Source organism: Achromobacter denitrificans NBRC 15125 (assembly GCF_001571365.1).
Classification (GTDB): domain Bacteria; phylum Pseudomonadota; class Gammaproteobacteria; order Burkholderiales; family Burkholderiaceae_B; genus Achromobacter; species Achromobacter denitrificans.
Map to the genome: position 1 here is coordinate 105,031 of NZ_BCTQ01000017.1, position 26,559 is coordinate 131,589.

Consider the following 26,559-nt stretch of genomic DNA (forward strand, 5'->3'; position numbering starts at 1 on the left):
CAAGAAAAAGCACGCGTTTCTTCTGGGAATTCTTGCTGAATCGCAAAAATAAATCTCGGGAAAACCCTTAATTAAAAAGCGCTTAGCAACGAATCCTGTGTGTTGACAGGTTTTCCTCGGCCAGATTATAAAATCTACCTGCGATATATGCATATCGCTATTCGATACGATAATGCGCACCAAAGCGGGACGATTTCGAACGTCCGATACACCGTCAGGGCGCGAGATTCTGGCCTCCCAGGGGATTCCGATGCTGCACAAAACGTTGAAATCGTTGTTGGCGACGGCGCTGTGCGCCGCCGCGCTGTCGGGCGCGCACGCCCAGACCGTGAAAGTGGGCGCCACGCCCACCGCGGTGCCCTTCAACTTCCTAGACCCGAAGACCAACACCCTGCAGGGCGTGATGATCGACATCGCCAACGCCGTGGGCAAGCAGGCGGGTTTCACGGCGGAAGTCATGCCCATCCCGTTCGCCTCGCTGGTGCCCGCCTTGCAGACCAGCAAGATCGACATCATCGCCTCGGCCTTCGCCAAGACGCCGCAGCGCGCCGAGGTCGTGGACTTCACTCAGCTGGTGGTCGAGTACGGCGAGGCGCTGATCGTGCCCGAAAAGGACAAGGCCGACTACAAGAGCATCGCCGACCTGAAGGGCAAGACCGTGGGCGTGCAGATCGGCACGCTCTACGTCGAGCCGCTGAAGTCCGCGCCCGGCCTCAAGGAAGTGAAGATGTACGAAACCATGGCCGACCTGGTGCGCGACGTGGCGCTGGGCCGCCTGGACGCGGCCTTCGGCGACGGCCCCGTGATCTCCTACCAGGTCCGCACCCAGGGCGTGCGCAACGTGCGCTACGTCGAGAGCTACCAGCCGTCCATGCCGACCAATATCGCGCTGGCCGTGCGCAAGGGCGATACCGAACGCGCCAAGCAGCTCAACGCCGCCATCGACGCGCTCAAGCAGGACGGCACCATCGCCGCCATCATGAAGAAGTGGGGCGTCTCGCACTGATCCCGCCGATCGCGCCGATTCCGCGCGCCGCGCGGCCGGGTCCGCCGCGGCGCGCCATAACAGGTACTCAAGATGTTCCAGTCTTTTTTCAGTGACGCCACGGAGTTCTTCCCCGTGCTGATGCAGGGGGTGCTGACGACCATCGCCATCACCGCCGCCGCTCTGGTGATCGCCACCGTGCTCGGGCTGTTCTGGGCCCTGCTGCGGGTCAGCGGCATCGGCCCGCTTTCGCACGCAAGCCGCATCCTGACCAACATCATCCGCGGCGTGCCCATCATCGTCGTGCTGTTCTACATGTACTTCGTGCTGCCGGAGATCGGCATCAGCCTGACGGCCTTCCAGGCCGGCGCGCTGGGCCTGGGCGTGGCGTACTCCTCGTACATGTCGGAAGTGTTCCGCTCCGGCATCGACGCGGTCGACCCCGGCCAGTTCGAGGCGGCGCAGTCCCTGGGCATGTCGCGCGCCAAGCTGATGCGGCGCGTCGTGCTGCCGCAGGCCTTCAAGGTCGCCCTGCCGCCCTACGGTAACAACGTGGTGATGATGCTCAAGGACTCGTCGCAGACGGCGGTCATCACCGTGGTCGAACTGTCCATGCAGAGCAAGCTGATCGCCTCGGCCACCTTCAAGAGCGCCACCATCTTCACGCTGGTCGCCCTCATGTACCTGGCCATGAGCCTGCCCATGATGTATTGCATCGGCAAACTTGAACGCCGCCTGGGGCGCCGCCAATGATCAAGATCGAAAACCTCAGCAAGTCCTTCGGCGCCCATCGCGTGCTGGAAGGCATCGACGCCGAAATCCGGCAGGGCGAAGTGGTCTGCCTGATCGGGCCGTCCGGCTCGGGCAAGTCCACGCTCCTGCGCTGCATCAACGGCCTGGAACGCTACGACGGCGGCCGCATCACGGTCGACGGCGTGACGGTGGACGCCTGCCGCAAGGATATCCAGAACATCCGCCAGCGCGTGGCGATGGTGTTCCAGCGATTCAATCTGTTCCCGCACCGCACGGCGCTGGAGAACGTCATCGAAGGCCCCGTGCACGTCAAGGGCGAGAGCCTGGCGGCGGCCACCGCGCGCGGCCGCGACATCCTCGCCTCGGTGGGGCTGGCCGAAAAGATGAACCACTATCCGCAGCAACTCTCCGGCGGCCAGCAGCAGCGCGTGGCCATCGCGCGCGCGCTGGCGATGGAGCCCGAGGCGATCCTGTTCGACGAGCCCACCTCGGCGCTGGATCCCGAACTCGTGGGCGAAGTGCTGGCCGTCATGCGCACGCTGGCGGAGAAAGGCATGACGATGGTCATCGTGACGCACGAAATGGACTTCGCCCGCAACGTCTCCGACCGCGTGCTGTTCCTGGAAGGCGGCAGGATCGCCGAACAGGGGCCGTCCCGCGAAGTGCTGACCACTCCCCGCAACGAACGCATGCGCGACTTCCTCAAGCGCGTTACCCACGCCCAATAGCCCCGGCACCATGACCAACGATCTGTTTTCGCCCGCAGCCTCGCTGTGGGCCGCGACCACGCCTGCCCGCTCCGCGTCGCCGGCGCTGGCAGCCCCGCTCGACGTGGACGCCGCCGTGGTCGGCGGCGGCTTCACCGGCCTGTCGGCCGCCCTGCACCTGGCCCAGGCCGGCTTCCGGGTGGCGTTGTTCGAGGCCTACGAGATCGCCCACCGCGCCTCCGGCCGCAACGGCGGCCAGGTGGTGCCGGGCTTCAAGCCCGGCCCGGCCGCGCTGATCCGCCGGTTCGGCGCCGACACCGCCGCGCGGATGACGCGCTTCGCCTACGGCAACGCGGACTATCTGTTCGAGCTGGTGGAGCGCTTGCGCATCGATTGCGCGCCCACCCGCAACGGCTGGATCCAGGGCGCCTTCTCGGCGGCGTCCGGCGAGTACCTCAAGCGCCGAGCCCAGGAACTGAACGCGCACGGCGGCGACGTCGAATACCTCGACGCCGACGCCATGCGCGCCGCGACCGGCTCCGCCTTCTGGCCGGCCGGGCTGCGCGAAAAGCGCGCCGGCGCGGTGCATCCGCTGGCGTTTGCGCGCGGGCTGGCGCGCGCCGCGACGGACGCCGGCGCCGCGATCCACGACCGCTCCCCGGTCACGGCCATCGCGCCCGCGCCCGGCGGCGGCGCCACGCTCACCGTCAACGGCCACGCCGTCAAGGCGCGCCACGTGGTGCTGGCCACCGATGCCTATACCGACCGGCTGTGGCCGGCCGTGGCGCAATCCTACGTCAACGTCTCCAGCGCCCAGATCGCCACCGATCCGCTGCCGCGCGCGTTGCAGGAACAGCTTCTGCCGCTGCGCGCCGGCATCTCCGAAACCCGCAAGATCACCTACTACTGCCGCATTGATCCGGAAGGCCGCTTCGTCATCGGCGGGCGCGGGCACTCGTCCGAGCAGCTGGACCCCTCCACCAGCGAACAGCTGCGCCGCGCGGCCGTGGCCCGCTTTCCCGAACTGGCCGACGCGACCTGGCGCCACGGCTGGGCCTGCCGCGTGGGCATGACCATGGACGACCTGCCGCGCGTGCATCGCCTGGCGCCCGGCGTCTGGACGGCCTACGGCTATTGCGGACGGGGCGTGGCGATGGGCACGGCGCTGGGCCGCGTCCTGACCGACGCGATCCGCGGCGTGCCCGAGGGCGATCTCGATTTCCCCGTCACGCCGATCGAACGCATGCCTTTCTACCCGGCCCGCCAATTCGGCGCCACGCTGGCCATCAACTGGTACCGCCTGCGCGACGCGCTGGGCGTTCCCGCCTGAGCCCCGCCGCAACCGCGGACATCTTCCTAACGTCATGACGACTCAAACGCAGTTTCCCGCCACCGTGGACGTGGCGATCATCGGCGGCGGCATCATCGGCGCGAGCACCGCGCTCGCGCTGGCGCGCGCCGGCGTGAGCACGGCGCTGTTCGAAAAAGGCACGTTGGCCTGCGAGCAGTCCTCGCGCAACTGGGGCTGGGTGCGCACGCTGGGCCGCGATCAGCCCGAAGTGCCGCTGGCGCTGCGCGCCAACCGGCTCTGGAGCGAAATCCAGGCCCAGGTCGACGTCGGCTACCGCCGCAACGGGCTGGTCTATCTCCAGGAAACCGAGGCCGACGCCGCCGGGCATGAAACCTGGCTGCGCGAGGCGCGCGCCCACGGCGTGCAGGCCGAGATGCTGGGCCGCGAGGCGGCGCTGCGCCTGCTGCCGCGCTCGGAACGCCCCTGGACCGGCGCCCTGTACAGCGCGGCAGACGGCGTCGCCGAGCCGCAGATCGCCACCCAGGGCGTGGCGGCGCTCGCGCGCCAGGCCGGCGCGCTGATATTCGAAGGCTGCGCGGTGCGCGGCGTGGAAAAGACCGCCGGCCGCGTCGACACCGTCATCACCGAGCGCGGCACGCTGCGCGCCCAGGCCGTGGTGGTGGCCGCGGGCGGCTGGTCGCGCCTGTTCTGCGGCAACCTCGGCGTGGACTTTCCCCAACTCAAGGTGCGCGGTTCCGTGCTGCGCACCGACCCGTTCGACGCCGGCGTGGCGCTCGCCATCAACGGCAAGGACTTCACCTGCCGCAAGCGCGCCGACGGCGGCTACACGGTGTCCCAGTTCTCGGCCTCGCTGGCCGAGCTGGTGCCGGACAGTTTCCGCCTGATGGGCAAGTTCCTGCGCACCTGGATCGAAAACAACGCGCTGGTGCGCGTGCGCTTCAGCAAACGGTTCTTCGAGGAACTGGCCACGCCGCGCCGCTTCCCGGCCGACCGCGAAACGCCCTACGAGCGCTGCCGCGTGCTCGACCCCGCGCCCTACGCGCGCGGCGTGGACCAGGCCTGGGAACGGCTGCTGCATGCCTTCCCCGTATTCCGCCAGGCCCGCATCGCGCAGTCCTGGGGCGGCTACATCGACGTCACGCCGGACGCCATGCCCGTCATCGCGCCGGTCACGCAGGCGCCCGGCCTCTACCTGGCCTCGGGTTTTTCCGGCCACGGCTTCGGCATCGGCCCGGCCGTGGGCGAAACCCTGGCCGCCCTCATCCAGGGGCGCGACACGCCGGTGGACATCCGCCCGTTCCGGCTGGAGCGCTACGCCTAGGGCCGCAGGGCGGCGGCCAGGCCCCGCACCTCGTCCAGGGCCCCCGCCACGCCGCGCTCGGCCAGCGCCTCGGCCAGGCGCGAGCCAACCACGACCAAGTCGGCATGCCGGCCCACCCGCCGCGCCTCTTCCGGCGAGCGCACCCCGAATCCGGCGGCCACCGGCAGCCGGGTATGCGCGCGCAGGCGCTCCAGGTCCCGGGCGATCCGGTGCTCGTCGGGCAGGCTCGCGCCGGTCGTGCCGGCCAGCATGATGTGATAGACGAAGCCGCTCGCGTCCCGCAGCACTTCGGCGAGCCGCGCGTCCTCGGAGGTCGGCGCGGACATGCGGATGAGATGGATGCCGCGAGCGCGCGCGGCCCGGCCGATGTCGTCCGCGTGCTCGATCGGCAGGTCGATGACGATCAGGCCGTCCGCGCCCGCCGCGGCGGCGTCCGCCATGAACGCCTCGACGCCGTACCGCAGGAGCGGATTCAGGTACCCCATGAGCACCACCGGCGTCTCCCAGCCCGAGTCCCGGAATTCGCGCAGCAAGGCCAGCGTGCGCTTCAGGGTCTGGCCGCCGGCCAGCGCGCGCGCGTTGGCTTGCTGCAGCACCGGGCCGTCCGCGACCGGGTCGCTGAATGGCATGCCCAGTTCGATCACGTCCGCGCCGGCGGCGGGCAGGCCGCGCAGCAGCGCCAGGCAGGCGGCCGGATCGGGATCGCCCGCCGCGAAGTACGTCACCAGGCCGCTGCGGCCGGCTTGGCGCAGCGCCATCAGGGTGTGGTCCAGCCGTGTCATTGCGCCACCTCGCCGAATTGAGTCACCGTGTCCAGGTCCTTGTCGCCGCGCCCGCTCAGGCACACGACGAGGATCTCGCCGCGCCCCATCGTCGGCGCGAGCTTGCGCGCATAGGCCAGCGCATGGGCGCTTTCCAGCGCGGGCAGGATGCCTTCGCGCCGCGTCAGCCAATGAAAGGCGGACACGGCTTCCGCGTCCGTCACCGATACGTAGTCCACGCGCCCGTTGTCATGCAGCAGCGCGTGCTCGGGGCCGACGCCGGGATAATCGAGCCCGGCCGATATCGAATGCGCGTCCAGGATCTGGCCGTCCTCGTCCTGCAGGTAATAGCTGCGGCAGCCGTGCAGCACGCCCGCCTCGCCGGCGCCGATGCTGGCCGCGTGCGCGCCGCTGGCCAGGCCCAGCCCGCCGGCCTCGACGCCATAGAGGCGCACGTCCTGCTGCGCCACGAAGGGATAGAAGAAACCCAGGGCGTTGGAGCCGCCGCCCACGCACGCGATCATGGCGTCGGGCATGCGGCCCGTCTTGGCGGCGATCTGCTGGCGCGTCTCCTCGCCGATCACTTTCTGGAACTCCCGCACGAGCCAGGGATAAGGATGCGGCCCGGCGCAGGTGCCCAGCAGGTAATAGGTATCCGCCGGATTGGCGATCCAGTCGCGCAGGGCTTCGTTCATCGCGTCCTTCAACGTGGCGGCGCCGGTATGCACGGCGCGCACCTCGGCCCCCAGCATGCGCATGCGGCGGACGTTGACGGACTGCCGCTCCATGTCTTGCGCGCCCATGTAGACCACGCATTCCAGACCGTGCAGGGCGCAGACCGTCGCGGTCGCCACGCCGTGCTGGCCGGCGCCGGTCTCGGCGACGACGCGCCGCTTGCCCATGCGCCGGGCGAGCAGCACCTGCCCCAGGCAGTTGTTGATCTTGTGCGCCCCGGTGTGGTTCAGGTCCTCGCGCTTGAGATAGACCTGCGCGCCTCCCAGTTCTTCCGAGATGCCCCGGGCCAGGAACAGCGGGCTCGGGCGGCCGACATAGTCGGCCAGCATCTCGCGGAAGTCCCGCCAGAACGCGTCGTCCGCCAGCAGCGCCTTGAAGCTGCGCTCCAGCTCGTCCAGGGCGGGAATGAGGGTTTCGGGCATGTAGCGGCCGCCGTAGGGGCCGAATTGGCCGCGGCTGTCGGGCGCGGCCGGATGAGAGGCGGATGGCATGGGCTGGCGGTTTCCGTGGCAATGAAATCAGGAATTTTCCTTATGCTATCTTTGATGAAAACTTATTTGAATCAATGATTTGTTTAGCTTCCATGTAAGCTCAGCTAACATCAAACCATGCGACGACTACCCTCTCTCAACGCGCTGCGTTTCTTCGACAGCGCCGCCCGCCAATCGAGCTTCAGCCTCGCGGCCAAGGAGTTGTGCGTCACCCACAGCGCGGTCAGCCAGCAAGTCCGGCAGCTGGAAGAATGGCTGGGCTGCGCGCTGTTCGAACGCCGCGCGGGCGGCGTCCACCTCACCGCGGCGGGCCTGCGCCTGCAACGCGCCGCCCAGGAAGCGTTCGACCTGCTGGAACGCCGCTGCGACGAGCTCAGGCGCAGCACGCAACCGGCGGAACTGGCCGTGGGCGCGCCGGCCAGCTTCCTCTCCAACTGGCTCATCCCCAGGCTCGAACGCTTCGAAGCCCTGCATCCCGATATCCGGATCCGCCTGCAGACCGCGGCCGACGCGGCGCTGCTCAACACGCAACGCGTGGACGCGCTGATCCTGGCGGGCCGCGACTGGCCGCGCGAATGGAACGTCACCCCGCTCTTCGCCGAAACCATCGGCCCGGTCTGCGCCCCCGCCCGGGCCGCCCGCATCCGGGTCGCGGCCGACGTGCTGGACGCGCCGCTGCTGCACACCACCTCCAGGCCCGATGCCTGGAAAGACTGGGCGGCGCGCCAGGGCATCGAACTCGCCCCGCCGCAGCACGGCCGCGAATTCGACCACCTGGGCCACATGCTCGAAGCCGCGGCCGCCGGTCTGGGCATCGCCATCGCGCCGGCCGTGCTGGTCGAGGCGGACCTGCACCGGGGCCGGCTGGCCGCCCCGCTGGGCTTCGTCGAAAGCGGCGCCTCCTTCACCCTGTGCACGCGCAAGGACCCGGCCCGCGCCGACGCCGCGCTGGACCGCTTGCGAGGCTGGCTGCTGGACAGCGCGGCCGCGAATTAGCGCGCCCTGGGCGCCTTCATCCGGCCCCATATCCCGTCAACAGCCCCGCGCCCGTCGCCGCTATACTTTTCGGACTATTTAACCCCTGCCGCGCGACGACTTTTCTGCCGCGCCCTGTTATGTCCGTTCTGATGGCCTTGCTGCGCCCCGTTCGCCAGGCGCTTTTCCTGACTCTCGCCGTTCTGCTCTCCAACCAAGCGTTCGCATCCCCGCCCACGCTGGCGCAATGCCAAGGCGTCAAGGACCTGGCGTTCGTCGCCCATCTGGACGACGACCTGTTGTTCATGAACCCGGACATCGCTTCCAACATCGAGGCGGGCGGCTGCGTGCGCGTGGTCTACCTGACCGCCAGCGACGCGGGCGAAGGCGAAGGCTACATGCTGGGCCGCGAGCGCGGCGTGCGCGCCGCCTATGCCTACATGGCGCATCAACCCGACGTCTGGAAAGAAGACGTCGGCACCGCCGGCGGCCATCATTTCGCGCGGTTCACGCTGCAGGGCAATCCGCGCGTGCAGCTCTGGCACATGCGCCTGAAGGATCCCTGGCTGGGCAAGGGATGGGGCAGCCTGACGCCGTTGAGCCGCACCGAATCGGAACCGGGGCAAAGCGTCGAGACGCTGGGCCCCTATGCCGAGGTCTACACGCGCGAACAATTGATCGACACCCTGGCCGACGTGATCCGGCAGTACGCCCCGACCACCGTGCGCCACCTGGACGACACGATCGCCGTGCCCTACACCCAGCTGTGCTGGCGCTGCGCCGGCCACGGCCATCCGGACCACATCGCCAGCGCGCGGCTGGTGCGCGAAGCCATGGTCCGCGTCCCCGGCAATTACGCCGAGACGGGCTACATCGATTATCCGAGCCAGGAGCGCGCCAGCAATCTGACCGAAACGGAGATCGCCACCAAATCGGTGATCTTCCAGCACTACGCCTGGAACGACTACCACTATTGCGCCGGCCCCTCCGGCTGCAAGGAGCCCGCCGGCCCCGCCGCGGCCTGGGTGCAGCGCGCCTATTACGTGTCGCGCCAGGACATGGCGCCGCAGCTGTATCCGGACGGACGCGGCGGCCTCGTCGTGTTCGCCGCCGGCGAAACCAATGCGGCCGTCAATCGCTGGGACTCCGGCCAGCGGCGCTGGCAAAGTCTGGGCGGACGCACCAGCGGCCCGCTGGTCTCGTTCACCCATGCCGACGGCACCGCCGGCCTGATGGCGCGCGATCCGCTGGGCGGCGTGTGGGCGAACAAGCAGCGCCATGACGGCACCTGGCAGGGCTGGCAGGCGCTGGGCGGCGTGCGCGTCACGCAGATCCCGGCGGTGGCGCCGCGCGGCGAGGCCGCCGCCGTGGCCCTGGGCTACGACGGCCGGCTGCACTGGATCGCGCCGTCGGGCATCGACGGCGGCTGGAGCACCTGGCAGGACCTGCCGCTGCTGGAAGGCGCCACCGGCGGCCCCGCCGCCGCGCGCGGCGCCGACGGGCGCTACGTCGTCTTCGCGGTCACGGCCGCGGGCGAACTCTTCTACACGCGCCAGTTGCCGGCCGCCAAGGGCCACCGCCCCGAGTGGCAGAGCTGGCGCCCGGTGCCGGCGCCCAACGCCGCCGGCGGCCTGGCGGCCATCCGCAACCATGAGGGGCGCGTGGAACTCTATTTCCGCCAGCGCGGCAACAATCACCTGACCCGCTTGCTGGAAACCGGCGACACCACCGACCTCGACATGGACTGGAGCGCCCCGGCCGACCTGGGCGTGCCCTATATCGGGCGCCCGGCCATCAATGCCGACGCCCAGGGCAACGTCATGCTCGCGATCCTGGAGCGCGCCGGCGGACACCTCTGGCTCGTGGAGCACGGCAAGCCGGCGCGGCTCGACGCCGAGGCCGCCTCGCCGCCCGCGATGAACATTATCGACGGCACGCTGTACGTGGTCGCGCGCACCGCGGGCGGACCGCAGCGCTACCAGGTGCTGTCGCGGCGCGACGGCGCCTGGGCGGGCAGCCTGACGCTGGACGGCGTGCCGGCCAGCGGCGGCGGCGCCTTCGCCGCCGTGGCCGCGCGTCCCGCGGACTTGCCCAATCTCGGCGCCAACAACGCCGGCAAGGCCGTGGTGGTGCGCCCCGCCACCGGCGATCCCGGCACCCTGACGGTGGAACGCGTGCCCAACCAGGCCTCGCGCACGGCCACGCCGACCACCGTGCAATAACCGGTCGAAGCGGGCCGGCACGCGGCTTGCTCCCGCATGGGCTTCCACGCCAAGGAGGCTACCTCATGCACACGACCGATCCCGTCCCGACCGCCCCCCGCGCCGCGGCGCGCCTGCGCCGCCTCGACGCCCGGCGCCCCGATTTTCCCGGCGAGCACCTGATCGTGTTCGGCGCGGGCGCCTGGCTGATGCTGGCCGGCATGCGCAGCGGCCCCGGGCTGAAGGGCCTCGCGCTGACCGCGCTGGGCACCGCGTTCATCGGCCGCGCGGCCAGCGGCACCGGCGGCATCGCCAGGCTGGCGAGAGTGATGAAGCGGTTGAGCTGAGGAGGACGCGCCGGCCGTGGCGGCTCGCGCTCAGCGCATGCCTTTCAGCCCGGCCCCGACACGCCGTTTGGCGCGCAAGCGCCCGCCCGTCCCGCTTGCGCGCGGCGGCCTTGCCTTGCCTCGCGGCGCGCGCCCCGCCTGCTCCGTGGAGGCGTCGCCAGGCACCCGTTTGCCTTCGTCCGCCAGCCGCCTGCGCTTGTCGCGGGCGATCCGCTTCGCGTGCGCCGTCAAGGCCGTGGCCAGCGCGACCAGCCTGTCCTCGTCCAGGCGCTCCGCGTCGACCAGGTTTTCGTCCGCGTCCTTGAGCGCGATGAGCAGATCGTCGATCTTCAGATGCAGCGCGCGGTCATTCTTGTTCTGGCTCTGCTGGATCAGGAACACCATGAGGAAAGTGACGATGGTGGTGCCGGTATTGATCACCAACTGCCAATTCTCGGAATAGCCGGCGATGGGGCCGGTGAGGGCCCAGACCACCACCACGGCCACGGCCAGGCCGAACGCGATGGACGAGCCCGCCCATGCGGTGAAAGCCGCGGCGAAATGATCGAAGGCGGTCGCCAGCCGCGCCAGCGGCCGCCGCCGGCGCTCGGCGCGCCGGGCGCTGAAAGTGCGCATGATCCCTCCGGGGCGTGACGGCACCGAAGGCCCCCAGCAAGCGTCATGCCCGCCCCGCGGGCCGGCGCCGCCGCGTTGGCGAGGTTCAGGTTTACGTAACCAATCGAGTCCGAGAATGGAAGCCATAAGGTCCATTGAGGAGACATCATCATGTCTCGGAGACTATTGCATGCGCTGTCCGCCCTGACCCTGGCCCTGTCCGCGGGCATGGCGGCAGCCGCCGAAGCGCCGGAAGTCGTGCTGGGCGCATCCATCCAGCTGACCGGCCCCGTCGCCAACACCGGGCGCTACTACCGCGACGCCTACCAGATCGCCGTCGACCAGATCAACGCGGCCGGCGGCGTGAAGATCGCCGGCGTGCCGCACAAGCTGGCGCTCAAGATCTACGACAACCAGTCGGACGTGAACCTGAGCGTGCGCCAGTACACGCAGCTGGTCACGCAGGACAAGGTCAACCTGCTGCTCGGGCCCTTCGCCAGCAACTTCGCGCTGGCCGATTCCGCCGTCTCGGAGAAATACAAAGTGCCGATGGTCCAGGGCGGCGGCGCGTCGGACCAGATCTTCTCGCGCAAGTTCAAGTACATATTCGGCACCCTGGCGCCGGCCAGCAACTACTTCGGCAGCACGGTCGAAATGCTCAAGGCGCTCAAGCCCGCGCCGGCCAGCGTGGCCCTGCTGTACGCGGACGATTCGTTCGACGTGTCGGTCGCCCAGGGCACCCGCCCGCTGCTGAAGGCGGCCGGGCTGCGCGTGGCGATGGACGAGCGCTACAGCACCAATGCCACGGATTTCAACTCGCTGCTGTCGCAGATCAAGAGCAAGCAGGTGGACGCGGTGCTGGTGGCCGGACATGAAACCGAGATCCTGAATTTCGTGCGCCAGGCCAAGAGCCTGGCCGTGGCGCCCAAGATGTACTCGTTCACGGTCGGCGTGCCCTCGGAGGACTTCCGCAAGGCGCTCGGCGCCGATGCCGACTACGCGTTCGGCATGACGGCATGGCTGCCCTCGGCGGCGCTGAAGGACCGCTGGTTCGGCGACGCCGAGCAGTTCGCCCAGGCCTACAAGGCGAAGTACGGCTATGACCCCGACTACCACGCGGCCTCGGGCGTGGCCGACGTCGAAGCGCTGGCCCAGGCCATGGAGAAGGCCGGCAGCCTGAACCCGCAGAAGGTGCGCGACGCCCTGGCCGGGATCCGCTTCGACAGCCTCTACGGCCCCGTGGCGTTCAACGCGCAGGGCCAGATCGACCTGCCGCAGGTGGTGATCCAGGTGCAGGGCGACAAGCTGGCCGAGATCTACGGCGCCAAGGGCTTCATCACCCAGCCCCGGTATCCGATGCCCGCCTGGAACGCGCGCTAGGCGGCCCTCGGGAACCGCGATGGACCTGCTCGCGCAAATCCTCGTCAACGGCGTCCTGCTCGGCGGACTGTACGCCGTGATGGCGCAGGGCCTGGCGCTGGTCTGGGGCGTCCTGAACATCGTCAACCTCGCGCACGGCGCCTTCATCATGCTGGGCGCGTACGCGTCCTGGTACCTGTACACGGACCTGGGCGTGGATCCTTTCGCGGGGTTGCCGATCACGGCGGCCGCCCTGTTCGCGCTAGGCTACGGCCTGCAGCGCGGGCTGCTGAACCTGGTGGTGCGCGCGCCCATGTTCAATACGCTACTCATCACCTTCGGCCTGGAAGTCGTGCTGACCTACCTGGCGCAGCTGGCGTTCTCGGCGGACTTCCGCACGATCAACCCGCCGTACGCCGGCGCCAGCTACGCCCTCGGGCCGGTGACGCTGCCGCTGGCGCGGCTGGCCGCCTTCGGCGTGGCGCTGGCGCTGACGCTGGGCATGTGGCTGTTCCTGCTGCACAGCCGGTTGGGCCGCGCCATCCGCGCCACCGCGCAGAACCTCGTGGCGGCGCGCCTCTACGGAGTGGAGCCGCGCCATCTCTACGCGGTCACCTTCGGGCTGGGCCTGGCGCTGGCGGGCGCGGCCGGGGGCCTGTACGGCACCGTCTCGCAGATCAACCCCTACATCGGCGCGACCCTGACCGCGAAATGCTTCGCCATTTCCATCATCGGCGGCCTGGACAATCCGCTGGGCGTCATGGTGGGCGGGCTGTTCCTGGGCATCGTGGAATCGCTCACCACGCTGTACGTGGGGCCGACCTTCGCCGACGTCGCCAGCTTCGGCATCCTGGTGCTGGTGCTGTTCCTGCGGCCCAGCGGCCTCCTGGGCAGGGCGGCATGAAAGCCTGGCGCGCGATCCTGGCGCTGGCGGCGGTGGCCGCGCTGGCCGGCGTTCCCTGGTACGGCTCGGACGTGCTGGTGCAGTTCGGCATCAACACCCTGTTGCTGGCCGTGCTGGCCCAGGGCTGGAACATCATCGGCGGCTATACCGGCTACGCGTCCTTCGGCAATTCCGTGTTCTACGGACTGGGCAGCTACGGCGTGGCCATCGCCATGGTGCAGTGGGAGCTGCCCTTCGCCGCGGGCCTGGCGCTCGGGGTCGCGCTGGCCGTGGCCTTCGCCCTGCTGCTGGGCCTGCCGGTGCTGCGGCTGCGCGGCCACTACTTCGCCATCGCCACGCTGGCGCTGGCCCAGGTCATGACGGCCATCGTGTCGAACATCGAGCTGGCCGGCCAGAACATCGGCCTGGTCCTGCCCCCGCTCAACAACGACCCCCTGTTCTACGAACTATCGCTGGGTCTGCTGGTGCTGGCGACGCTCACGGTCGCCTGGCTGACGCGCAGCCGGTTCGGCTTCGGCCTGATCGCGATCCGGGAGAACGAGGAAGGCGCGGCCGTCATGGGCGTGAACACCACGCTGTACAAGGTCGCGGCGTTCGCGCTGTCGGGCGCGTTCAGCGCGCTGGCCGGCGGCATCCACGCCTACTGGATCACCTTTCTCGACCCCGAAAGCGCCTTCGACATCGGCCTGAACGTCAAGATGATCATCATGGCGGTGTTCGGCGGCGCGGGCACCGTGCTCGGCCCCGTCGTGGGCGCCTTTTCCCTGTCGGCCATCTCCGAGCTGCTGTCCAGCGAGGTCACCAGCGCCGCGGGCCTCTTCTACGGCGCGGTCATCGTCGCCGCGGTGGTGCTCATGCCTCGCGGGCTGACGGACCTGCTGCGCCGCTACCGGAAGTCGGGCTGGCGCTACTTCGTCGAGAACATCCGGGCGCACAAGCTATGACCGACATCCTGGAAATCCGCGACGTCACGCGGCGCTTCGCCGGGCTGGTGGCCGTGAACCAGGTCAGCTTCACGCTGGCCGAAGGCGAGATCCTGGGCCTGATCGGCCCCAATGGCGCCGGCAAGACCACCCTGGTCAGCCTGATCAGCGGAACGCTCGCGCCCACGCATGGCGACATCCTCTACCAAGGCCGGCCCATCGGCCATCTGCCCGCGTACCGGCGGGCGCGCCTCGGCATCGGCCGCACCTTCCAGATCATGCGCCCCTTTCCCGGCCTGTCCGTGCTGGACAACGTGGCGGTGGGCGCGCTGTTCGGCCGCGGCGGCGGCCAGCCCGAACTCGCCAAGGCCCGCGAGCAGGCCCGCGCCTGCCTGGATTTCGTCGGCCTGGGCCGGGCGGCCGACCAGCGCGCCGAGGAACTGGGCGGGCCGGGCCGCAAGCGCCTGGAACTGGCCAAGGCGCTGGCCATGCAGCCCCGGATATTGCTGTGCGACGAAGTCATGGCGGGCCTGAACCTGGTCGAGATCGAGGAGGTGATCGAGGTGATCCGCAAGGTGCGCGCCTCCGGCATCAGCGTGCTGGTCATCGAGCACGTCATCAAGGCCATCAAGACCCTCTCGGACCGGTTGCTGGTGCTGCATCACGGCGAGAAGATCGCCGACGGCGCGCCGGCCGAGGTGCTGGCCGATGCCGAGGTGGTGCAGGCCTACCTGGGAAGGCAGCGCTCATGAACGAGACCGCCGCCCCGCTGCTGAAGGTGGAGGGCCTGAGCGCCGGCTATGGCGAACTGCCGGTGCTGAACGACGTCTCGCTGGACGTGCGGCGCGCCGAGATCGTGGCGCTGGTGGGCAGCAACGGCGCGGGCAAGACCACGCTGCTGCGCGCCTTGTCGCGCGTGCTGCCCAGCACCGGCAGCATCGTGATGGACGGACGCCAGCTGTCCCGGGCGGCGCCAGACCAGGCCTTCGCCGCCGGCATGGTGCAGGTGCCCGAGGGCCGCCAGCTGTTCGACCGCATGACGGTGCAGGACAATCTGCTGATGGGCGCCTACCGGCGCGGCGACAAGCCCGGCATCGCGCGCGACCTGGACAAGGTCTACGGCTATTTCCCGCGCCTGGCGGAACGGCGCCGGCAGTTGGCCGGCAGCATGTCCGGCGGCGAACAGCAGATGTGCGCCATGGCGCGCGCGCTGATGGCCAAGCCCGTGCTCATGATGATCGATGAGATGAGCCTGGGCCTCGCGCCGGTGGTGGTCGAACAACTGATGGGCGTGCTGGCCGACATCCGGGGCGAAGGCGTGACGGTGCTGCTCGTCGAGCAGGACGTCCACCTGGCGCTGTCCGGCGCCGATCGCGGCTACGTCATGGAGACCGGCCGCATCGTGCACGGCGGCCCCGCCGCGGCGCTGCTGACCGATCCCAAGGTGCGGCAGGCGTACCTGGGGGTCTGAGGCCGCGACGCCCCCCTCGCCTATTCCGGCGCCAGTTCCGTCAGCGCCCCCTCCATGCGGTAGAAGCCCAGGTCGGCCGCCGTGAAATAGGCCTGCGACCGGCCCTGGACGAAATCATCCAGGTGCACGACGGTGGCGCCGTCGGCTTCCTGCCAGGAGATCGCGTAGAGGCCCTCGCCGACCCGCCGCCACTGGCAAGCCGCCTCGCCGCTGGCGCCGGCATACGGGCCGGAGACGATCTCGTAGCGGATCGTCCCGCCGTCCTCCGAATAGCAGTTGCGGGCCGACAGCCCTTCGTAGTCGACGCGAAAGCGGCGCCCGGCGAAAGGCGGCAGGTCGAGGGTGTTTTGATTTTCCATGATTCAGGCCTCCGCGGCTTCAAGCGCCGGGTAATCCGTCAGCCCGCGCGCGTCTCCGCCGAACAGCGTGGCCCGGTCGTGCGGGTTCAGCGGCGCGCCGAGCCGCAGGCGCTCGGGCAGGTCCGGATTGGCAACGAAAGGACGGCCGAATCCGATCAGGTCGGCCCAGCCTTGCCGCAAGGCCTCGCGCGCGCGCTCCGCCGTGTAATGGCCGGCGTAGATCAGGGTGCCGGGATAGGCGGCGCGCAGGCGCTCCTTGAAGACCGCCGGCATCAGCGGCGCATCATCCCAATCGGCCTCGGCGATGTGGATATAGCCCACGCCGATCTCTCCCAGCCGCCGCGCGGCCGCCAGGTAGGTGGTTTCGGGATCGGCGTCGGAGCAGCCGTTGAGCGTGGTCAGCGGCGCGAGGCGGATGCCCACGCGGCTCGCGTCGCCCACGCCTTCGACCAGCGCGCGCGCCACTTCGTCCAGGAAGCGCAGGCGGTTCTCCAGCGAACCGCCGTATTCGTCCTTGCGGTCGTTGGCGTTGGAATCGATGAATTGATTGACGAGATAGCCGTTGGCGGCATGCAACTCCACGCCATCGAATCCGGCGGCCATGGCGTTGCGCGCCGCCTGCCGATACTCCTGGACGATGGCGCCGATCTCCGCCTTGTCCAGCGCGCGCGGTCGGGACGCCTGCACGAACCCGGGCGTTCCGTCGTTCTCCGCGACGAACACGTTCACGCCTTCGGCCTGGATGGCCGAGGACGACACCGGCGACTGCCCGCCCAGCAGGCTGACGTGGCTCAGCCGGCCGACGTGCCAGAGCTGGGCATAGATGCGTCCGCCGGCCGCGTGCACGGCCTCGGTCACCTTGCGCCAGCCGGCGACCTGCTCGGGCGTGTGGATGCCGGGCGTCCAGGCATAGCCCTTGCCCAGCGGCGAGATCCAGGTGCCTTCGCTGACGATGAGGCCGGCGCCGGCGCGCTGGGCGTAGTACTCGGCCATCAGCGCGTTGGGCACGTCGCCCGGCTGGCTGGCGCGCGAGCGCGTCATGGGCGGCATCACGATGCGGTTGGGCAGCGGCTGGCCGCCCAGGGTATACGGTTGGAACAGGGGATCTTGGATGTCAGGCATTGCAGGTCTCCTCGGCGGCCGCGATGGCGGCAGGCGATGGGGTGTGGAAAAGGGGCAGCACGTGCTCGGCGATCTCGTGGAGGGTCTCGGCGAGCGGCCGCTGGTTGCGGCGGAAATGCAGGCCGACGTGGTCCACGCCGGCCGCGCGCAGGGCGCGCAATTCGGCGGCCAGCGCCTCGCGGCCGCCGCGCAGGCCGAAGCGCCAGCGCTGCAGGGGTTCATCGGGGCGTTCGGCCAGGTCCAGATGGATGAAGCTGGCGTAGGGCTTGGCGCCGGCCACGGCGCGCCAGGCGGCCACCCGACGCGCATGGTCGTCGGGGGTGCCAGGGTAGGCGAGGCAGCCATCCATGCGCTCGCCGATCCATTCCGGGGTTTGCTGGGCCAGGCCCGCCACCAGCAGCGGCGGCGCGGCATCGAGCCTGGGCAGCACGTCCAGCCCCGGCGGCAGGCGGGACGGCGCGCCTTCGCGCAGCAGCGCCACCTGCTCGCGGAAATTCTCGCCCCGGCCGGCGAAATCGCGGCCGAAAAGCGGATACTCCACGGGCCGGTCGCCGCTGGCCACGCCCAGCAACAGGCGATTTCCGCTCAGGCGCTGCACGGAGGCCGCCGATTTCAACGTGAGCAAGGGCTCGCGTATCGGCAGCACCACGGCGGCCCTGCCCAGCAGGATGTCGCGCGTGATGCCGGCCAGGTAGCCGAGGTAGGAGAACACCTCGAAGACCTGGGCCGCGTCGCCGAACGCGGGGTCGTACACCGGCACGTCGCGCACCCACAGGGCCCGGAAGCCGAGCCGGTCGGCCAGCTGCGCCAGTTCGGCGTGGCGGCGCAGATCGGGTTCGCCCGGCAGGCGGCCGGCCAGGCGCCGCGCCAGCTCGCCCGCGTGCGTCCAGTCGTTGTCCAGCGGCGCCTCGATGCCGACGCTGAAGCCGCCCGCCCTCAGGCGGGCCAGGGCCGAGGGAATGGCTCCGCCCTCGGAATCGGCCTCGCGGCCGTTGCGTTCCAGGATGTTCATGAATAGGTTCCTCGATCGGGTTCGGAGACGGAATCAGGCCTGCGCGGGGCGCATGGCCACGGCGCGGCTGTCCAGCCGGCCGGACAGCACCGTCAGCCCCAAGGCCGCCAGCGTCACCAGCGCGGCGATCCAGGGCGTTCGGTGGTGCCGATGGCGAAGGCCGCGAGGGTCGGGGCAAACAGGGCTAGAGGCATGGCAGCGTTCCAATGAGAAGCTTGAATGGACCGCAGTGTGCGCGCTTTATATTTGTTGATTAAGCCCAGGATGATCCAAATTCTTTTGATTTCAAATCAAAGATGAGGCTGCGCGCCCCCGGCCCCGGCTCTCTCGCCGGGCCGCGGCGCGCAGCCTCCGCGGGTTCAGGAGCGGGCGCCGGCCGCCGTGGCCAGGGTGGCCTCCAGCGCCTTCAGCCCATCCCGGTAAATGCCTTGGAACAGGCCCTGGGCCGCCTCGTCGCTCACGCCCGCCGGCGTGAACTCCCCGGACCATTCGACCCGCGAGGCCCGGTCGCCGTCCAGGCCGACCACGCGCAGCGTGGAGCGGTATCCGGTGACGGGAAACGGCGCTTCGAGGATGGAATAGGTATAGCTGCGCGCCGCGTTGTCGAAGGCTTCCAGCCGTTCGACGATGGCGTCCCCGTCGGGGTTGGCGAGACGGCGCACACGGCCGCCCTCGCTCGTTTCGCTCTTCGGGATGTACGGCAGCCAGTCGGGCAGCGAATCGAAGCCGCCGATCAATTGCCATACCGCGCCGGGCGCGACCGGCAGCGTGATCGTTGCGGAAGCTTGAGCCATGATGGATTCCTCCTGACGGATATCAGATGCGGTCGACGGGCAGCGGCGCGTTCGCGGCGACCAGGCGCTGCTCGCGCAGTTCATGCCAGAAATCGGGGGGAATGGCCTCCTTCAGCGCGGCGGAGTCTTCGGCCACCCGCGCCGGCCGGCTCGCGCCCGGAATGACGGCGGCCACCGCCGGGTTCGCCAGGACGAACTGCAGCGCCGCCGCCTTGACGCTCACGCCGTGCCGTTGCGCGATCGCCTTGATGCGCTCGACCTTGGCGATGATGTCGGCAGGCGCCTGCTGGTATTCGAAGTGCGTTCCGCCGGCCAGGATGCCGGAACTGTACGGGCCGCCCACCACGATCTCGGTCTTGCGCGCCGCCGCCTTCGGCATCAGGCGCTGCAGCGCGCGCTTGTGGTCGAGCAGCGAATAGCGGCCCGCCAGCAGGAACCCGTCGGGCTGCGCCTCGGAGAGATCCAGCGTCAGCTCGATCGGCTCCACGCGGTTCACGCCCAGGCCCCAGGCCTTGATCACGCCCTCTTCGCGCAGGCGGGTCAGGACGCGGAAGGCGCCCTTGCGGGCCACTTCGAAGTACGACAGCCATTCATCGCCGTAGAAGTCCTGGGCGATGTCGTGGATCCACACGATATCGAGGCGGTCGGTCTTCATCCGCGCAAGGCTGTCGTCGATCGAGCGCAGCGTCGCGTCGGCGGAATAGTCGTTGACCAGGCGGTTGGGGCGGCCGGCGGCGAACAGGCCGCTCTTCTCACCCAGCGCCCGCGCGCTGGCGTCCTCGACTTCGTCGAGGATCAGGCGGCCGACCTTGGTGCTCAGCACGTAGTCGTCGCGCTTGTGCCGGGCCAGCGCTTCTCCCAGCCGGATTTCGGCCAGGCCGGCGCCGTAGAACGGGGCCGTATCGAAGTAGCGCACGCCCTGCTCCCAGGCCGCGTCCACCGTGGCCTGCGCTTCCGCTTCCGGGATGTCGCGGAACATATTGCCCAGCGGGGCGGTGCCGAAACCCAGTACGTTTCCGGCAAGTTTTTCCTTGATGCTCATGATTGCTCTCTACGCAAATTTGTTGAGGTGCGGCCAGTCTAGGATTGCCAGTTAAGTCTGTCCAAGACATAATTTGCACAAGATGAGTCACTCAAGGTCTTAACGTGCTGGATCTCCGCCAACTGCATTATTTCGTCGCCGTCGCCGAGGAAGAACACGTCGGGCGCGCGGCCGAACGCCTGCATATCTCCCAATCCCCGCTCAGCCGCCAGATCGCCCAGCTGGAGGAAAAGCTCCAGCTGGTGCTGTTCGAACGCTCCCAGCAACGGATCCGCCTGACCCGCGACGGGCGCACTTTCCTGGCGGAGGCGCAGGCCCTCCTGACCCACGCCAACCGGCTCGAATCCCTGGCCCGGCGGCTGGGCCGCGGCGACGAAGGCGGGCTATGCATCGGCTACCTGGAATACGCCATGCATTCGGGCGTGCTGCCCAATGCGCTGCGCGCGCTGAATGAAGGCCGCCCGGCGGTGCATATCGCACTGTACAACCAGCAATCCGAAGCCCAGTTGGAGGGTTTGCGCCAGCGCAGCCTCGATATCGCGCTCGTGTGCGAGCCGCCCTTGCCCGACGATCCCGACCTCGAATCGGCCCAGGTGCTCAACGACCCGATGCTGCTGGCGCTGCCCGCGGGGCACCCCCTGGCCGGCGCGGCATCCATCACCCCGGCCGAGCTCGCGGCGCAGAAGTGGATAGGCGTCACGCACAAGGAAAGCGCGCTGCGGCACGATACGTTCATCGCGGCCTGCGCCCAGGCCGGCTTCACGCCCGCGATCTCGATGGAGGCCACCGAACCGCTGGCCGCGCTGGGCCTGGTCGCCGCGGGGCTGGGCGTGACCACCGTCCAGCAAAGCCTGCGCCGCCAGGCCCCCGCGGGCGTCGTCATGCGCGAACTGCCCGGATTCACCTACCGGACGCCGCTCTGGGCGGCCTGGCACAAGATCAACCTGAGGCCGCTGGTGCAGACGTTTCGCGAGACCCTGATCGAAACGGCGGGCGCCGCCCGCTAGCCCCAAGTCCGTGGGCGGCTATCGCCCGAAGAGGCCTCAGATTTCCAGCGCGCCGCGCATCCAGGCGCCGAAGGCCTGCATGGCGGCATTCGGACGGCGGCTGGCGATGCGGGTCAGCCAGTAGCGCCCCGTTTCCACCTCCAGCGCGAACGGCCGCAGCAGCCGGCCCGAACGGAACTCGCGCTCGAACAGACGCACGGGCAGCAAGGCGATGCCCGCGCCCTGGGCCGCCGCGTCGGCCAGCACCAGCGACGAATCGAACATGGAGCCCTGCACCAGCGGCGGCTCCAGGCCGGCCGCCGCGAACCAGGCGGGCCACTCGTCCGGCCGATAGGAGCGCAGCAGGGGTTCGCGCAGCGCGTCCCGCGGCGCGCGCAACCGCGCCGCCACCCCGGGCGAGCAGACCGGCGACAAGGGCGCCGACAGCAGCGGCTGCGCGTCGATGCCGTGCCAGTTGCCGTCGCCGAAGCGTATCGCCAGGTCCAACCCCTCGGCGGCCAGGTCCACCCGGTTGTTGTTCGAGAATACGCGCAGGTCCACGTGCGGATGCAGCGCCTGGAAGTCGCGCATGCGGGGCAGCAGCCAACCCACGGCGAAGGTTCCGACCACGCCCACCGACAGGACCTGCCGCCTGACCTTGCCGCGATAGCCCCGCAATGCCGTGGCGATGCGGTCGAAGGATTCGGACAGCACCGGCACCAGGGCCAGGCCCTCGTCCGTCAGCACCAGGCCGCGCGGCACGCGGCGAAACAGCGCCACGCCCAGCCTGGCCTCCAGGTTCTTGACGTGCTGGCTGACCGCCGCTTGCGTCAGGTGGAGCTCCTGCGCCGCGCGCGTGAAACTCAGGTGCCGCGCCGACACCTGGAAAGCGCGCAGGGCATTCAGCGGGAGATCCATGGCGCGGTATAAGTTTTTCTATGGAATGGCCACAATTATTCCCGTTTGTTCCCGATGCCGTCCAGCCCCTAGCATGCAAGCGTTTTTCAAAGGAGAACGCCTTGATCACGAGAAGAAACTTCACGGCGGCCGCCATCCTGGCCGGCGGGATGCCGGCGCTGGCGCGCGCCCGGACGGATAAGAAATATCGATGGACGGCCGATCGCCTGGCCACGCTGAGCCGCGAACTCGTCCGGCTGGAAACTGCCGGCCGGGGCCGGCTGGGCGTCGCCCTGCTGGACACGGCCAGCGGCCAGGCCGCCGGCCATCGCGGCGACGAACGCTTCCTGATGCTGAGTTCCTTCAAGACGCTGGCCGCGGCCTACATCCTGGCGCGCGCGGATCGCGGCGAAGACCAGCTGACCCGGCGCATCCCGATCACCGAGGCCGACCTGCAGGAACACGCCCCGGTCACGCGGCTGCACGTCGGCCCGCAAGGCATGACGCTGGCCGAACTCTGCGAAGCCACCATCACCACCAGCGACAACACGGCCGCCAATCTCATGCACCGCAGCTACGGCGGCCCCCAGGCGCTGACGCGATACATCCGCAGCCTGGGCGATACCGTCACGCGGCATGACCGCTACGAGCCCGAGCTGAACCGCCCCCATGCGGGCGCACCGCTGGACAGCACCAGCCCGAACGCGATGAACGGCACCCTCAATGCGCTGCTGTTCGGCGCTGCCCTCAAGCCCGCCTCGCAACAACTGCTGCGATCCTGGCTGCTCGCCAACACCACCGGCGGCAAGCGCCTGCGCGCGGGCTTTCCGCCGGACTGGAAGGTCGGGGAAAAGACCGGCACCTACTCGAAGGTGGGCGCCAACGACGCCGGCTACGCGCAAGCGCCCGGCGGCGCGCCGATCCTCGTCTGCGCCTATCTGGAAACCACGGCCGTCCCCATGCCGGAGCGCGACGGGATCATCGCCGAAGTCGGCAGGCTGGCCGCGGCGCTGGGCTAGGGCCTGTTGACACTAAAAGGAGCCTCGCACAGGCCCTAGCGCGGGATCACCCCGTCCATGCGTTTGATCAGGTAGGGGTAGAACGGATTGGACGTCAGCCTGGCCAGCGTATCCATGCCGCTGACCAGCGCCCCCACTTCGCCCCGGATCGACATCGCGCCCAGGCTGACGCCGTACTCCTCGATGTTGTCGGGGTGCTGGCCATACAGCGAATCGTTGACCGGAAAGGGCAAGGCCACATGCGACAGCGAGTAGATCTCGCGCGGATACTGCATGCCGATGGCGCGCTCGACCAGCCGCGTTTCGCCGGCCTCGCTGATGCGCTCGACCATGTCGCTGGACACGGACGACGCGTTGGTCACGATGGTCAGGCGGTAGTTGCGCTGCTCGCCGGGCAGCGTGCCCGACAACGACCATTCCACGCCGCGCCGGAACAGCGGCCCCAGCTTGGTGGCGCGGTTCAGGTCGAACAGCACCAGGTCGCTGCCGTTGGCCGGCAGGCGGGCATAGAGGGCATTGATCAGCGCGCGGGTGCTGACCGTGAAGTCCAGCACCGAGTGGAACGTCAGGATGGGGGGCAGCCGCTCCAGGCTGCCCTGCCGCTGCCTGAGCGCGATGTTCTCCTGCAGCACGCGGGTCAGCTCGTACGACTGTCGCGCCGCGTTGACCGGGAAGGAGTTGTACTTGAACGGGTTGAATTCCGGCACGACGCTCAGCCAGGCCGCCTTGGCGAAGGCCGGAAGGATCGCGGGCAGGCCCGCCAGCCCGGCAAACCGGGCGAACTGCGTGATGCCTATCATGGGCGAGATCAGGATGAGGCGGTCCGGCCGGGCCAGCCTGGGGTCGTCGATCGACTCCATGGCGTACATCAGCGCCAGCGCCCCGCCATTGGAAAAGCCCACGATATGCAGCGGCCGCGGCGCGGGCACTCGCCGCCTCGCCTCGCGCACCGCCAGCCGCGTCGCGGCGGCCCAGTCTTCCCAGGTGGCGTCGGTCAACCCGCCCGGCACCGTGCCGTGGCCCGGCAGGCGGATCGCCACCACCGCATAGCCCAGGTCGCGGTAATGCGCCGCGATGTGCCGCAGGCTGTAGGGGGAATCGGTCAGCCCGTGCAGCAGGACCACCGCGCCGACGGGGTCCGCGTCCGGCTCCAGCACGTATGAACGGTTCCAGTCCTGCGTGAAGCGCTCGGGATAGACCACCGCGCCGCTGAAATAGCGGTTGCTCTCGCTGCGGTCTTCCGGCTCCAGCTGCTCGGTGACGTGCTGGCGGACTTCGACGAACAGTTTTTTCTCGCGCGCCAGGTAGTCCTGCCAGCTGCCGCGATCCAGCGCGTCGCGGTCCAGCTCCTCGGGAACGTAGGTATGCCACGCCGCCAGCGGCGGGCCCTGCTGGATGTCGAACAGCCGCAGGCCGATCGCCGTCACCAGGAAGACGGCGGCGATCAGGCACAGGATGCGCGCGGCCTTCCTGGTCCGGCGCCAAGCCGTGCGTTGCGACCTCGTCGGCCTGCCCAGATACATAATCCCCACCCCCGGAACGCAGCTCGAAATGCAGCGGTCTAGGTTACGAAGCCGGATTCAATAACGCAAGGCTCGGCCGCGCGCGCCGCGCCACGCCCCTTCAGGTCTCGACGTTGCGCAGTTCGGCGGGCAGGTGTTCGCGCATGATCTCGATGAAGCGCCGCAGGCGGGCGGGCTGGAAGCGCGACGGCGCGTACACCAGGTACACGGGCAGCGGCTCGGCCTGCCAGCGCGGCGCCACGTGCACCAGCCGGCCCTGCGCGATGTCCTCGGCCATGGCCCAGGCCGAGCCCAGGCCCACCCCCAGGCCCAGGGCCGCCGCGCGGCGCAGCGCGTACAGGCCGTCGGTGGACAGCCGGGGCTCGATGCCGAAACGCGCCACCTCGCCGGTATCCTGGTTCGTGAGCGCGACCTCGTTGCGGTAGAAGGTGCGCAGCGCCAGCCATGGCAGCGCGGCCAGTTGCCGGGGATGCTGCGGCACCTCCCCGGATGGCAGCAGGCCCGGCGCCGCCACCACGATGCGCGGCACCTCGCCCAGCTTCAGCGCCACCACGGACGGGTCGGTGATGGCCCCCACCCGCACGGCGCAATCGACGTTCTCCGAGATGAAATCCGGCATGCGGTCGTGCAGCAGCCATTCGACGCGCATCTTCGGATACAGCCGCAGGTAATGCGCCAGCGGCTCCACGAACTGATGCTGCCCGAAGGCGTGGGGGGCCACCACGCGGAGCACGCCCTCGGGTTCCTCGACCGCGCCGCGCACCTCGCTCTCGAAAGACTGCCAGCCCGAGATCAGGTCTTTCGCGCGTTCGTAGCAGCGCTGGCCGTCCTCGGTCAGGCGGATGGCGTGGGTGGACCGTTGCAGCAGGCGCACGCCCAGCGCCCGCTCCAGCGATTGCAGCCGCCGGCTGACCGTGGGTTGCGTGCCTCCCAGCTGCGCCGCGGCGGCCGACAGGCTGCCCGCCTCCACGATGCGCACGAAGGTCTCGATGAGCAGCATGCGGTCGGTGCCGAAAGCGGGCGTGGCGGGCTTGGTCATACGTGAATCGTATAACGGATTTACTCCCGCCGGGGCTACCAGCCGCCCGGAGCCAGGTCCACAATCTGCGCCACACCTTTCTTCGGACCGCCATCATGCCCACCGCTCCCGCTGCCTCGACTTCACCCGAAACCCTTCTGACACGCGGCCTTATCGCGCTGCTGGCCATCGGCGCCGGCCTGGCCGTGGCCTCCCTCTACTACAGCCAGCCGATGCTGGGCGTGCTGGGCGGCGAACTCGACGCCGCGCCCGGCGCGCTGGGCTGGATCCCCACGCTGACCCAGCTCGGTTATGCGTTCGGCATATTGCTGCTGGCCCCGCTGGGCGACCGCTACGACCGCAAGCGCATCATCCTGGCCAAGTCGGCCGCGCTGGCCGCCGGCCTGCTGCTGGCCGGCTTCGCGCCCGGCATGGGGACGATGCTGGCGGCGAGCTTCGCCGTCGGCCTCGCCGCGACCATGGCGCAGGACATCGTGCCCGCCGCCGCCACGCTGGCGCCGCCCGAGCGCCGCGGCGCGATCGTGGGCACGGTGATGACCGGCCTGCTGCTGGGCATCCTGCTGTCGCGGGTGGTCGGCGGCTTCGTGGCCGAGCATTTCGGCTGGCGCGTCATGTTCTGGCTTGCGGCGTTGGGCATCGCGGCCTTGTCGCTGGCGCTGTGGCGCCATCTGCCGCGCTTCGCGCCCACCAGCCGCCTGCCCTACCGCGCCCTGCTCGGTTCGCTGGCCACCCTGTGGCGCCAGCACCCCGAACTGCGCCGCAGCGCCGTCGCCCAGGGCCTGCTGTACATGGGCTTCAGCGCCTTCTGGTCGACCCTCGCGGTCATGCTGCACGAGGCGCCGTTCCACCTGGGCGCGGACGCCGCCGGCGCCTTTGGCCTGGCCGGCGCCGCGGGCGCGCTGGCGGCGCCCCTGGCCGGCCGCGTCG

27 protein-coding genes are annotated in these 26,559 nt (G+C 69.7%); 16 read left to right on the top strand and 11 right to left on the bottom strand.

Annotated elements, in window-relative coordinates; all coding sequences use genetic code 11:
• Positions 1–250: 250 nt before the first annotated feature.
• From ADE01S_RS15940 to ADE01S_RS15960, 5 genes are all read left to right on the top strand, one after another.
• Positions 251–1,006 (top strand): substrate-binding periplasmic protein, encoded by a 756-nt coding sequence (locus ADE01S_RS15940; RefSeq protein ID WP_062682698.1) that lies wholly within the window; start codon positions 251–253, stop codon positions 1,004–1,006.
• Between the two features lie 72 nt (positions 1,007–1,078).
• Positions 1,079–1,738 carry an amino acid ABC transporter permease gene (locus ADE01S_RS15945; protein ID WP_062682699.1) on the top strand — a complete coding sequence of 220 codons (660 nt, stop codon included), beginning with the start codon at positions 1,079–1,081 and terminating at the stop codon, positions 1,736–1,738.
• The gene (locus tag ADE01S_RS15950) at positions 1,735–2,466 is read left to right on the top strand and encodes an amino acid ABC transporter ATP-binding protein (RefSeq protein WP_062682700.1); all 732 of its coding nucleotides are present in this window, start codon (positions 1,735–1,737) and stop codon (positions 2,464–2,466) included. Before ADE01S_RS15945 ends, ADE01S_RS15950 begins: the two co-directional genes overlap by 4 nt.
• Positions 2,467–2,476: 10 nt before the next feature.
• Entirely contained in the window at positions 2,477–3,775 is a 1,299-nt protein-coding gene (locus tag ADE01S_RS15955) for an NAD(P)/FAD-dependent oxidoreductase (protein ID WP_062682701.1), read from the top strand.
• A 34-nt stretch (positions 3,776–3,809) separates the two neighbouring features.
• On the top strand, positions 3,810–5,078 hold the full coding sequence (locus ADE01S_RS15960; RefSeq protein WP_062682702.1) for an NAD(P)/FAD-dependent oxidoreductase: 1,269 nt from the start codon (positions 3,810–3,812) through the stop codon (positions 5,076–5,078).
• Here the strand turns inward: ADE01S_RS15960 and trpA are convergent.
• Both trpA and trpB read right to left on the bottom strand, forming a co-directional pair.
• Positions 5,075–5,860: a tryptophan synthase subunit alpha gene (gene trpA / locus ADE01S_RS15965; RefSeq protein ID WP_062682703.1), complete on the bottom strand. Its 786-nt coding sequence runs from the start codon at positions 5,858–5,860 to the stop codon at positions 5,075–5,077. The two genes, ADE01S_RS15960 and trpA, sit on opposite strands and share 4 nt — an antisense overlap.
• Complete coding sequence (trpB, locus tag ADE01S_RS15970; protein WP_062682704.1) at positions 5,857–7,065, bottom strand: tryptophan synthase subunit beta; 1,209 nt, start codon at positions 7,063–7,065, stop codon at positions 5,857–5,859. The genes trpA and trpB overlap by 4 nt, the downstream gene beginning before the upstream one ends.
• A gap of 117 nt (positions 7,066–7,182) precedes the next feature.
• Between trpB and ADE01S_RS15975 the strand changes: the two genes are divergently transcribed.
• From ADE01S_RS15975 to ADE01S_RS15985, 3 genes are all read left to right on the top strand, one after another.
• A complete protein-coding gene (locus ADE01S_RS15975; RefSeq protein ID WP_062682705.1) occupies positions 7,183–8,061 on the top strand; it encodes a LysR substrate-binding domain-containing protein in 879 nt (292 codons plus the stop codon).
• A 119-nt stretch (positions 8,062–8,180) separates the two neighbouring features.
• Positions 8,181–10,262 carry a DUF8189 domain-containing protein gene (locus ADE01S_RS15980; RefSeq protein ID WP_062682706.1) on the top strand — a complete coding sequence of 694 codons (2,082 nt, stop codon included), beginning with the start codon at positions 8,181–8,183 and terminating at the stop codon, positions 10,260–10,262.
• 65 nt (positions 10,263–10,327) lie between these two features.
• Complete coding sequence (locus ADE01S_RS15985; RefSeq protein WP_062682707.1) at positions 10,328–10,588, top strand: hypothetical protein; 261 nt, start codon at positions 10,328–10,330, stop codon at positions 10,586–10,588.
• Positions 10,589–10,618: 30 nt separating this feature from the next.
• Here ADE01S_RS15985 and ADE01S_RS31265 read toward each other — a convergent pair whose 3' ends face one another.
• Entirely contained in the window at positions 10,619–11,203 is a 585-nt protein-coding gene (locus ADE01S_RS31265; protein ID WP_075873336.1) for a low affinity iron permease family protein, read from the bottom strand.
• A gap of 150 nt (positions 11,204–11,353) precedes the next feature.
• On the opposite strand from ADE01S_RS31265, the gene ADE01S_RS15995 reads away from it, so the two are divergent.
• The 5 genes from ADE01S_RS15995 to ADE01S_RS16015 are packed head-to-tail and all read left to right on the top strand — an operon-like array spanning position 11,354 to position 15,839.
• Positions 11,354–12,562, top strand: coding sequence for an amino acid ABC transporter substrate-binding protein (locus ADE01S_RS15995; protein WP_062682708.1), 1,209 nt, complete (start codon positions 11,354–11,356; stop codon positions 12,560–12,562).
• Positions 12,563–12,581: 19 nt separating this feature from the next.
• A complete protein-coding gene (locus tag ADE01S_RS16000) occupies positions 12,582–13,445 on the top strand; it encodes a branched-chain amino acid ABC transporter permease (RefSeq protein WP_062682709.1) in 864 nt (287 codons plus the stop codon).
• Entirely contained in the window at positions 13,442–14,389 is a 948-nt protein-coding gene (locus tag ADE01S_RS16005) for a branched-chain amino acid ABC transporter permease (RefSeq protein ID WP_062682710.1), read from the top strand. Before ADE01S_RS16000 ends, ADE01S_RS16005 begins: the two co-directional genes overlap by 4 nt.
• A complete protein-coding gene (locus tag ADE01S_RS16010; RefSeq protein WP_062682711.1) occupies positions 14,386–15,120 on the top strand; it encodes an ABC transporter ATP-binding protein in 735 nt (244 codons plus the stop codon). The genes ADE01S_RS16005 and ADE01S_RS16010 overlap by 4 nt, the downstream gene beginning before the upstream one ends.
• Complete coding sequence (locus ADE01S_RS16015; protein ID WP_062682712.1) at positions 15,117–15,839, top strand: ABC transporter ATP-binding protein; 723 nt, start codon at positions 15,117–15,119, stop codon at positions 15,837–15,839. The genes ADE01S_RS16010 and ADE01S_RS16015 overlap by 4 nt, the downstream gene beginning before the upstream one ends.
• A gap of 20 nt (positions 15,840–15,859) precedes the next feature.
• Here the strand turns inward: ADE01S_RS16015 and ADE01S_RS16020 are convergent, their stop codons facing one another.
• From ADE01S_RS16020 to ADE01S_RS16040, 5 genes are all read right to left on the bottom strand, one after another.
• Complete coding sequence (locus tag ADE01S_RS16020) at positions 15,860–16,198, bottom strand: MoaF-related domain-containing protein (RefSeq protein ID WP_062682713.1); 339 nt, start codon at positions 16,196–16,198, stop codon at positions 15,860–15,862.
• Between the two features lie 3 nt (positions 16,199–16,201).
• A complete protein-coding gene (locus ADE01S_RS16025) occupies positions 16,202–17,320 on the bottom strand; it encodes an alkene reductase (protein WP_062682714.1) in 1,119 nt (372 codons plus the stop codon).
• Complete coding sequence (locus ADE01S_RS16030; protein WP_370511523.1) at positions 17,313–18,332, bottom strand: TIGR03571 family LLM class oxidoreductase; 1,020 nt, start codon at positions 18,330–18,332, stop codon at positions 17,313–17,315. The genes ADE01S_RS16025 and ADE01S_RS16030 overlap by 8 nt, the downstream gene beginning before the upstream one ends.
• Before the next feature lie 359 nt (positions 18,333–18,691).
• Positions 18,692–19,126 carry an SRPBCC family protein gene (locus ADE01S_RS16035; protein WP_062682715.1) on the bottom strand — a complete coding sequence of 145 codons (435 nt, stop codon included), beginning with the start codon at positions 19,124–19,126 and terminating at the stop codon, positions 18,692–18,694.
• Between the two features lie 22 nt (positions 19,127–19,148).
• Positions 19,149–20,168 carry an aldo/keto reductase gene (locus ADE01S_RS16040; protein ID WP_062682716.1) on the bottom strand — a complete coding sequence of 340 codons (1,020 nt, stop codon included), beginning with the start codon at positions 20,166–20,168 and terminating at the stop codon, positions 19,149–19,151.
• A gap of 104 nt (positions 20,169–20,272) precedes the next feature.
• Here ADE01S_RS16040 and ADE01S_RS16045 point away from each other — a divergent pair, with 104 nt between their 5' ends.
• Positions 20,273–21,175: a LysR family transcriptional regulator gene (locus tag ADE01S_RS16045; protein WP_062682717.1), complete on the top strand. Its 903-nt coding sequence runs from the start codon at positions 20,273–20,275 to the stop codon at positions 21,173–21,175.
• Between the two features lie 36 nt (positions 21,176–21,211).
• On the opposite strand, the gene axcR is transcribed toward ADE01S_RS16045, so the two are convergent.
• Positions 21,212–22,072, bottom strand: a complete 861-nt coding sequence (gene axcR, locus ADE01S_RS16050; RefSeq protein WP_062682718.1) for a putative beta-lactamase transcriptional repressor AxcR — start codon at positions 22,070–22,072, stop codon at positions 21,212–21,214.
• Positions 22,073–22,173: 101 nt separating this feature from the next.
• Between axcR and bla the strand changes: the two genes are divergently transcribed.
• A complete protein-coding gene (bla, locus tag ADE01S_RS16055; protein ID WP_207554422.1) occupies positions 22,174–23,070 on the top strand; it encodes a class A beta-lactamase in 897 nt (298 codons plus the stop codon).
• A 35-nt stretch (positions 23,071–23,105) separates the two neighbouring features.
• Here the strand turns inward: bla and ADE01S_RS16060 are convergent, their stop codons facing one another.
• Complete coding sequence (locus ADE01S_RS16060) at positions 23,106–24,593, bottom strand: alpha/beta hydrolase (RefSeq protein WP_082775815.1); 1,488 nt, start codon at positions 24,591–24,593, stop codon at positions 23,106–23,108.
• A gap of 100 nt (positions 24,594–24,693) precedes the next feature.
• Positions 24,694–25,632, bottom strand: a complete 939-nt coding sequence (locus ADE01S_RS16065; protein WP_062682719.1) for a LysR family transcriptional regulator — start codon at positions 25,630–25,632, stop codon at positions 24,694–24,696.
• A gap of 95 nt (positions 25,633–25,727) precedes the next feature.
• Between ADE01S_RS16065 and ADE01S_RS16070 the strand changes: the two genes are divergently transcribed.
• On the top strand, positions 25,728–26,559 hold an 832-nt coding region (locus ADE01S_RS16070; RefSeq protein ID WP_062682720.1), incomplete at its 3' end, for an MFS transporter.

Coding starts and splice junctions, on each gene's coding strand:
- ADE01S_RS15940 (WP_062682698.1), top strand. CDS start 251: ATGCTGCACAAAACGTTGAAATCGTTGTTGGCGACGGCGCTGTGCGCC.
- ADE01S_RS15945 (WP_062682699.1), top strand. CDS start 1,079: ATGTTCCAGTCTTTTTTCAGTGACGCCACGGAGTTCTTCCCCGTGCTG.
- ADE01S_RS15950 (WP_062682700.1), top strand. CDS start 1,735: ATGATCAAGATCGAAAACCTCAGCAAGTCCTTCGGCGCCCATCGCGTG.
- ADE01S_RS15955 (WP_062682701.1), top strand. CDS start 2,477: ATGACCAACGATCTGTTTTCGCCCGCAGCCTCGCTGTGGGCCGCGACC.
- ADE01S_RS15960 (WP_062682702.1), top strand. CDS start 3,810: ATGACGACTCAAACGCAGTTTCCCGCCACCGTGGACGTGGCGATCATC.
- trpA (WP_062682703.1), bottom strand. CDS start 5,860: ATGACACGGCTGGACCACACCCTGATGGCGCTGCGCCAAGCCGGCCGC.
- trpB (WP_062682704.1), bottom strand. CDS start 7,065: ATGCCATCCGCCTCTCATCCGGCCGCGCCCGACAGCCGCGGCCAATTC.
- ADE01S_RS15975 (WP_062682705.1), top strand. CDS start 7,183: ATGCGACGACTACCCTCTCTCAACGCGCTGCGTTTCTTCGACAGCGCC.
- ADE01S_RS15980 (WP_062682706.1), top strand. CDS start 8,181: ATGTCCGTTCTGATGGCCTTGCTGCGCCCCGTTCGCCAGGCGCTTTTC.
- ADE01S_RS15985 (WP_062682707.1), top strand. CDS start 10,328: ATGCACACGACCGATCCCGTCCCGACCGCCCCCCGCGCCGCGGCGCGC.
- ADE01S_RS31265 (WP_075873336.1), bottom strand. CDS start 11,203: ATGCGCACTTTCAGCGCCCGGCGCGCCGAGCGCCGGCGGCGGCCGCTG.
- ADE01S_RS15995 (WP_062682708.1), top strand. CDS start 11,354: ATGTCTCGGAGACTATTGCATGCGCTGTCCGCCCTGACCCTGGCCCTG.
- ADE01S_RS16000 (WP_062682709.1), top strand. CDS start 12,582: ATGGACCTGCTCGCGCAAATCCTCGTCAACGGCGTCCTGCTCGGCGGA.
- ADE01S_RS16005 (WP_062682710.1), top strand. CDS start 13,442: ATGAAAGCCTGGCGCGCGATCCTGGCGCTGGCGGCGGTGGCCGCGCTG.
- ADE01S_RS16010 (WP_062682711.1), top strand. CDS start 14,386: ATGACCGACATCCTGGAAATCCGCGACGTCACGCGGCGCTTCGCCGGG.
- ADE01S_RS16015 (WP_062682712.1), top strand. CDS start 15,117: ATGAACGAGACCGCCGCCCCGCTGCTGAAGGTGGAGGGCCTGAGCGCC.
- ADE01S_RS16020 (WP_062682713.1), bottom strand. CDS start 16,198: ATGGAAAATCAAAACACCCTCGACCTGCCGCCTTTCGCCGGGCGCCGC.
- ADE01S_RS16025 (WP_062682714.1), bottom strand. CDS start 17,320: ATGCCTGACATCCAAGATCCCCTGTTCCAACCGTATACCCTGGGCGGC.
- ADE01S_RS16030 (WP_370511523.1), bottom strand. CDS start 18,332: ATGAACATCCTGGAACGCAACGGCCGCGAGGCCGATTCCGAGGGCGGA.
- ADE01S_RS16035 (WP_062682715.1), bottom strand. CDS start 19,126: ATGGCTCAAGCTTCCGCAACGATCACGCTGCCGGTCGCGCCCGGCGCG.
- ADE01S_RS16040 (WP_062682716.1), bottom strand. CDS start 20,168: ATGAGCATCAAGGAAAAACTTGCCGGAAACGTACTGGGTTTCGGCACC.
- axcR (WP_062682718.1), bottom strand. CDS start 22,072: ATGGATCTCCCGCTGAATGCCCTGCGCGCTTTCCAGGTGTCGGCGCGG.
- ADE01S_RS16060 (WP_082775815.1), bottom strand. CDS start 24,593: ATGTATCTGGGCAGGCCGACGAGGTCGCAACGCACGGCTTGGCGCCGG.
- ADE01S_RS16065 (WP_062682719.1), bottom strand. CDS start 25,632: ATGACCAAGCCCGCCACGCCCGCTTTCGGCACCGACCGCATGCTGCTC.